The sequence below is a fragment of the Butyricicoccus sp. AM78-15b2TA genome (assembly GCF_027665985.1).
GTDB lineage: Bacteria > Bacillota > Clostridia > Oscillospirales > Butyricicoccaceae > Agathobaculum > Agathobaculum butyriciproducens.
Window position 1 is genome coordinate 81,130 of sequence record NZ_JAQEHY010000013.1, and the last position, 7,254, is coordinate 88,383.

The window sequence follows — 7,254 nt, forward strand, 5'->3', positions numbered from 1 at the left end:
TCTCCCGCGCTCCGCAGAGCGCAATTCCCTGCTGAGGTTCAGCGAAAAACTCTCCGCCCGTTAGGGACGAACACGCTGACGCAGTTCGTGCACCCCGGCTTTCCGGTGCAGAAAAAGATGCTGCCCGGAAAAGGACGAACACACTTACGCAGTTCGCGTACCTCAGCCATTCGGTGCCAAGAATGCGCGACCGCTCTGCTGTTTTAGGCAAAAGTAAAAACCCCATTCCGAACGGAACAGGGTTTTGTACTTCGCTTTATATGTGTTCAGGAATTAGCCCTGAGAGATAGCGCCTACCGGGCAGGAACCTGCGCAGGTACCGCAATCTACACATGCGTCAGCGTTGATCTCGTACTTGCCGTCGCCCTCAGCGATAGCGCCAACCGGGCACTCGCCAGCGCAAGAGCCGCACATAATGCAGCCGCCACCGATAACATATGCCATTGGTATTGCACCTCCAAATGTATTTTACAATTATCATTTTACCACAAGATTTAAAAAAAGCAACAAAAACAAGTGGTTAGTCTTTGGTAACTTTTATCATAGTACACAATTTGGGTCAGTTTATGAAAAACCGAGAAAAATCGTGATTCAAAGCGATATAGTGAGAAAACCCATGGTTAGCCTTATCTACCTCTCTTTAATAGTCAGAAATGGTCAAATTTTTCTCTTGATTTTAGACGTCTCCGGATATACAATATAGACAATGATCAGGGAAGGTCAGATAAGTGAGTGCCTTCCCCGGAAGGAAGTGAAACACCATGAAAATGTCCGATGTGATCGCCGACTTCATCGGTGAGATGCTGTCAGACGGCGGCGGCGTTGCTGAGCTGCAGCGCAAAAGCCTTGCTGACCGGTTTTCGTGCGTACCGAGTCAAATCAATTATGTGATAGAGACCCGCTTCACACCGGAGCATGGTTATCTGGTTGAGAGCCAGCGCGGCGGCGGCGGTTTCATCCGCATTATCCGTCTGCTGGATGACAAGCAGCGCACGCTGCTTGAAGCGGCACGCGGTATCGGCGGACGGCTGAGCCAGAACGACGCGGCGCGTCTGACACGCGCACTCGTTTCCGCTGAGCTGCTTACCCAGCGCGAAGGTCAGCTGCTGCTGTCCGCCTGCTCGGACGGTGCGCTGGCGGAGGTTGATAAAACCGACCGCGACAGACTGCGTTCCGCGATTTTCCGATGCGCAGTCATGGGCGTTGCAACAACGTGATGCCCTTTTCTTCGTAAACACTACATTATACTATATAATCTCTCAGAGAGGAGTTTTGACTTATGAAATGCGAAAAATGCGGCAAGAATGAAGCTACCATGTATTATAAGGAAACCGTAAACGGTGTCACCCGTGAGATGCACCTGTGTCCGGAATGTGCACAGAAGGAAAACCTCGGCGGTGCGTTTGAAAACGCATTTCAGTCGATGAACCACTTCTGGAGCGATCCGTTTCATTCGTTCCTCGGCGGCGGCTTTGGCAGCCTGTGGAATGACATGCTGGGCGAAGCGGCTCCGACCGCTACCATGCTCGGCACCGAGCGCAAGTGCCCGACCTGCGGCATGACCGAAAGCGAGCTGCGCCGCACCGGCCGCGTCGGCTGCCCGGACTGCTACGCCACCTTTGCGGATATTCTGAATCCGTATGTACAGAAGATTCACGGTGCAACGCGTCATATCGGCACGGCACCGGCGGCGCCCGAACAGCCCAAGGCTGATCCGGTGGCTGACCTCAAGGCACAGCTGAAAGCGGCAGTTGAAAGCGAAGATTACGAGCGCGCAGCAAGCCTGCGCGATGAGATCCGCAGAATGGAGGGTGAACAGAAATGAGTATGTTTGAGATTCACGGCGGCTTTACCGGTCTGGCTGCATCTAGCCGCGTCCGCCTTGCACGAAATATCAAGGGCTATTCGTTCCGTCTGACCGAACAGCAGCACAGTGAAATTGCTGACAAGGTATTCGCTGCACTGAAAGAAAACCCGACCATCGGTCCGGAGTTTGACAAGAAGCAGATCATCCCCCGTTCGACAGAAGCCTCTCAGTTGGTCGAGGAACACCTCATCTCCCCCGAGCTGGCGCAGAACGGCGGCTGGCTGATTGTCTCCAAGGACAGTGGCGTGTCCATCATGGTCGGCGAGGAAGATCATCTGCGTTTGCAGGTCATCGGCACCGGCCTTTGCCCGAAGGAATGTCTCGAAACCGCAAACCGTGTAGCTTCGCTCATCGAAGCGGCGCTGCCGTTCTCGTATGACGAGCGCCTCGGCTACCTGACTGCCTGCCCGACTAATATCGGCACCGGTCTCCGCGCCTCCATCATGCTGCATCTGCCGATGCTGACCGCAACCGAGCAGATGGACCGCATCATTGGCTACGCGGGCAGCCGCGGCTGTGCCGTTCGCGGCACCTACGGCGAAGGCTCGCAGGCGGTCGGCGGATTCTATCAGGTGTCCAATCAGGTTACTCTCGGTGTGTCTGCCGCAGAGCTGACCGACAAGCTGGTAGAAACGGCAACCACCATCATCGACGCAGAGAAGAAAGCGCGCGAGCAGGTGCGCAGCCAGAATGAACCCGCACTGCGCGACCGCATTTACCGCGCAGCAGGCACGATGAAGAGCGCCTACCTCATCGACACGAGCGAAGCCGTACAGTGCATTTCCGATGTGCTGATCGGTCTGCAGATGGGTTTCCTGTCCGGCATGGACGCGCAGAAGCTGTACGCACTGGAGGAGCGCATCCGTCCGGCTATGCTGACCGGCGCGCCGCAGGACCGCGATAAGAAGCGCGCGGAAATCCTGCGTGAAGCGACAAAGCCTATTCAATTCAACTAATCACCTGTCCCGCAGGGGCGCACAGTGTGCGCCCACTCCAACCACGATGCTGAAATCCGGACGCACACTGTGCGCCCCTGCGAGGACGTTTGACCCCTAAATCAAGCTATTTTCCTACTCTGAAAGGAGTGTTATTTATGTTCTATCAAAACCGTTTTACCGAGCGTGCCCGTCAGGCACTGACGCTTGCACAGGAAGCGGCCGCTTCGTTCGGCCACAGCTACATTGGCTCGGAGCACCTGCTGCTCGGCCTGCTGCGTGAAGGCGGCGGCCCGGCCGCCAAGGCACTCACTGCCGCAGGCGTGACCGACGAAGCTCTCGTTCATCAGATCGAGGAGCTGTCCGGCCGCGGCACCCCGGATTCCACTGCGCCGCAGGGCATGACGCCGCGCACCAAGCGCATTGTAGAGCTGTCCGTACAGTCCGCGAACGAGATGGGCACCGGCTATGTCGGCACCGAACATCTGCTGCTCGGCATCCTGCGCGAAGGCCAGAATGTGGCTCTGACCGCGCTTGCTAATCTGAAGATCACCCCGCAAATCCTTGTCGAGAAGCTGAATGAAGCGCTCGGCGGCGTACAGGACAGCGTTTCCGGCGAGCCTGGCACTGCTGCAAACGGCGGCGCTGACAGCAAGGACGCGCTCAGCCAGTTCGGCCGCGACCTGACCGCCGCTGCCAAGGAGGGCAAGCTGGACCCGGTTATCGGCCGCTCCAAGGAGATTCAGCGTGTCATCCAAATTTTGTCCCGCCGCACCAAGAACAACCCGGCGCTGATCGGTGATCCGGGCGTCGGCAAAACCGCCGTTGTTGAGGGTCTTGCTCAGAAGATTGTTTCCGGCGACGTACCGGAGACCCTGAAGGGCAAGCGCCTGATCTCGCTCGACCTGACCGGCATGATCGCAGGCACCAAGTACCGCGGCGAGTTCGAGGAGCGCATCAAGAAGGTCATCGAAGAGCTGACCGCCAAGAAGGACACCATCCTGTTCATTGATGAGATGCACATGCTGATGGGCGCTGGTGCGGCTGAGGGCGCAGCTGACGCTGCGAATATCCTCAAGCCGGCACTGAGCCGCGGTGAGGTACAGGTCATCGGTGCAACCACGCTTGACGAGTACCGCAAGAATATTGAGAAGGATGCCGCTCTGGAGCGTCGTTTCCAGCCTGTTCAGATCAACGAGCCGTCCGCCGAGGATGCCGTTGAGATTTTGAAGGGGCTGCGCGACAAGTACGAAGCACATCACCGCATCAAGATTCCGGACGAGGCCATTGAAGCCGCTGTCAAGCTGTCTGTCCGCTATGTAACCGGTCGTTATCTGCCGGATAAGGCAATCGACGTAATTGATGAGGCCTGCTCCCGCGTTCGCCTGTCCAGCCTGACCACTCCGCCGGATTTGAAGCAGCTCGAGGACGAAATTGCCGCCGTTGCTGCAAAGAAGGAAGAAGCCGTCAAGGGTCAGGACTTTGAGAACGCCGCCAAGCTGCGTGACGAGGAGAAGTCCAAGCGCGAAGCGATGGAGGCTCGCAAGAAGGAGTGGGCTGACCAGCAGACCAAGTCGCACGGTGCTGTCACCGAGGACGATATTGCAGCCGTTATCTCCGGCTGGACCGGTGTTCCGGTTGCTCAGCTGACCGAGGACGAGGGTCAGCGCCTGCTGCACCTCGAGGATACGCTGCATCAGCGTGTCATCGGTCAGAGCGAGGCTGTAACCGCCGTTGCTAAGGCAATCCGCCGCAGCCGTGTCGGCCTGCGCGACCCGAAGCGCCCGATCGGTTCGTTCCTGTTCCTCGGCCCGACCGGTGTCGGCAAGACCGAGCTGAGCAAGGCACTGGCCGAAGCGATGTTCGGTGATGAAAACGCCATGATCCGCATTGATATGTCCGAATATATGGAGAAGCACGCCGTTTCTCGTATGATCGGTTCGCCTCCGGGATACGTTGGCTACGATGAGGGCGGCCAGCTGTCCGAGAAGGTTCGCCGTCATCCGTACTCGGTTGTCCTGTTCGACGAGATCGAGAAGGCGCACCCGGATGTATTCAACATCCTGCTGCAGATCCTTGAAGATGGTATCCTGACCGACGGTCAGGGCCGCCATGTAGACTTCAAGAATACCATCATCATCATGACCTCCAACATCGGCGCACAGAAGATCACCGGCAGCGGCCGCAAGTCGCTCGGCTTTGCGGATGGCCAGCCGGAGAACGCCGCAGAGCGCACCTTTGAGCAGATCAAGGCCGACGTTATGGCGGAACTCAAGACCGCGGTTCGTCCGGAATTCCTCAACCGTATTGATGACATCATCGTGTTCAACCGTCTGAATGAGGACGAGATTGCACAGATTGCCGACGGCATGCTCCGCAAGGTTGCTGCCCGCATGCAGGATATGGAGATCACCATGGATTGGACCGAGGCTGCCAAGAAGCACCTTGCCAAGGCTGGTTTTGATCCGGTTTACGGTGCCCGCCCGCTGCGCCGCGCTGTTACCAACGAGGTCGAGGATCTTGTTGCCGAGGAATCCCTTGAGGGCAAGATCAAGAAAGGCGACAGCGTAACGCTCGATGCCGCCGACGACAAGCTGGTACTGACGCATAAGGACGCAAAGGCTCCGGCAGAAAACGAAAATAAGGACGAATAATCCTTATCTGGATAGCGAAAGAGGTACGATTCGTAAGAATCGTACCTCTTTTTTTGTGCAGAATTGATAATGGATAATGAGCGTAACAATTATGCCTTCTGAATCCTTTGCAATCGTGCTCCCCTACGATGTGGTCTGTGCAAACCGTTTGATACGGTATCGTTTTCTCTAAATTTATACTTTCAGGACGAACCGATTTACAGTATAATAAAATATATATCAGACAAGGCGGTGATACCATGTTAAGCGCACGAATCAAAGCACTTTTCGTCCTGCTGTTCGCTACCATTGCGATTATGGCTGTAACGGTCAAAAACACGCCGCCGGTTTCGGAATATATGCAGACCGGAATCCGGCTGTCCGACCTGCCAGACAAGGAGTGTGTTGCATTTATGGCATCCAAGGGGGCACACATGCCGGGTCATTACAAGCAATCGCTTTATTTTCCGGCTGCAACCAAGGACTATATCACCACTTTCGAGCAAAACCCGTATAAAACACTGCGTGGCGTATACAGCGACACATCCACAAATCAATACGTCGAAGATGTCCGCAAAATCGTAAACGACTATTACGGGATTTACCATGTCGAATATTATCTTGACCGCGACCCTGAGTATCCCAGTGTAGGCGCCGAACAATGAACCCAAACAGCACAAAAAAGCCTCTGTCCATCGGACAGAGGCTTTTCTATCAAATCTGAACGATATTCAGTTGATTACTTGGACTCCTTAGCAGCCTTGATTGCGTCGATCATCATCGGAACAACCTTAAACAGGTCGCCGCAGATGCCGTAGTCAGCTACGTCGAAGATCGGAGCGGAATCAGACTTGTTAACTGCTACGATGCACTCGGAATCCTGCATACCAGCCTTATGCTGGATAGCACCGGAAATGCCCAGAGCAACGTACAGCTTCGGATGTACGGTCTTGCCGGTCTGACCAACCTGGTGGTCAGCAGACAGCCAGCCGGAGTCGATAGCAGCACGGGAACCACCAACAACGCCGCCGAACAGGCCAGCCAGCTCTTCAGCCAGCTTGATGCCGGTCTCAACGTCCTTGGAGATACCACGGCCTACAGATACAACTACCTCAGCGCCGGTCAGGTCAACCAGCTCCTTAGCTTCCTTAACGACCTCGAGAACCTTGGTCTTGATGTCAGCCTCGGACAGCTCGAAAGCTACCGGCTCAACAACTACTGCGTTAGCCTTAGCCTCGTTGTACTCGCCCTTCTTCAGTACGCCCGGACGAACGGTAGCCATCTGCGGACGGAAGCGCGGGCAGATAATGGTAGCCATCAGGTGACCGCCGAATGCCGGACGGGTCATCTTCAGGTTGCGGTCCTCGCGGTTCAGCGCATCGATCTGAGCCTGCGGCAGAGTGGAAGCATCCTGCAGGAATGCAGCGTACTTCTCTACGTCTACGTCGAGGTGGGTGCAGTCTGCGGTCAGACCGGTGTGCAGACGAGCTGCGCAGCGCGGGCCGAGGTCACGGCCAATGTTGGTAGCGGCGATCAGCAGGATCTCCGGCTTCTTAGCCATAACGGTGTCGCACAGAACCTTTGCATATGCATCGGTGGTGTAGGTATCGAGCAGGTCGCTCTCGCAAACCAGAACCTTGTCAGCGCCGTAAGCGCCCAGTTCCTTTGCCATCTTCTCGCCTACGCCCTTGCCGCCAAGCAGCAGGCCGCAAACTTCAGTGCCCATGTCGTCTGCCAGCTTGCGTGCCTCAGAGATCAGCTCGAGCACGGTCGGCTGCAGCTCGCCCTGGCGCTGCTCACAGAATACCCATACGCCGGA

7 protein-coding genes are annotated in these 7,254 nt (G+C 56.2%); 5 read left to right on the top strand and 2 right to left on the bottom strand.

The window, feature by feature from the left end:
- Positions 1-273: 273 nt before the first annotated feature.
- A complete protein-coding gene (locus PGS25_RS11925; protein WP_110435960.1) occupies positions 274-444 on the bottom strand; it encodes a DUF362 domain-containing protein in 171 nt (56 codons plus the stop codon).
- 317 nt (positions 445-761) lie between these two features.
- Here PGS25_RS11925 and PGS25_RS11930 point away from each other — a divergent pair, with 317 nt between their 5' ends.
- The 5 genes from PGS25_RS11930 (at position 762) to PGS25_RS11950 (ending at position 6,100) form a co-directional block, all read left to right on the top strand.
- The gene (locus PGS25_RS11930) at positions 762-1,217 is read left to right on the top strand and encodes a CtsR family transcriptional regulator (RefSeq protein ID WP_118361133.1); all 456 of its coding nucleotides are present in this window, start codon (positions 762-764) and stop codon (positions 1,215-1,217) included.
- Positions 1,218-1,279: 62 nt separating this feature from the next.
- Positions 1,280-1,825 carry a UvrB/UvrC motif-containing protein gene (locus PGS25_RS11935; RefSeq protein ID WP_116705280.1) on the top strand — a complete coding sequence of 182 codons (546 nt, stop codon included), beginning with the start codon at positions 1,280-1,282 and terminating at the stop codon, positions 1,823-1,825.
- Entirely contained in the window at positions 1,822-2,823 is a 1,002-nt protein-coding gene (locus tag PGS25_RS11940; protein WP_270418849.1) for an ATP--guanido phosphotransferase, read from the top strand. Before PGS25_RS11935 ends, PGS25_RS11940 begins: the two co-directional genes overlap by 4 nt.
- 137 nt (positions 2,824-2,960) lie before the next feature.
- The gene (locus PGS25_RS11945) at positions 2,961-5,456 is read left to right on the top strand and encodes an ATP-dependent Clp protease ATP-binding subunit (protein WP_270418851.1); all 2,496 of its coding nucleotides are present in this window, start codon (positions 2,961-2,963) and stop codon (positions 5,454-5,456) included.
- 239 nt (positions 5,457-5,695) lie between these two features.
- The gene (locus PGS25_RS11950; RefSeq protein ID WP_270385142.1) at positions 5,696-6,100 is read left to right on the top strand and encodes a hypothetical protein; all 405 of its coding nucleotides are present in this window, start codon (positions 5,696-5,698) and stop codon (positions 6,098-6,100) included.
- Between the two features lie 74 nt (positions 6,101-6,174).
- Here PGS25_RS11950 and acrA read toward each other — a convergent pair.
- Positions 6,175-7,254, bottom strand: a 1,080-nt coding sequence (gene acrA / locus PGS25_RS11955) for an acryloyl-CoA reductase electron transfer subunit beta (RefSeq protein WP_270418852.1), incomplete at its 5' end; no start/stop codon positions are given.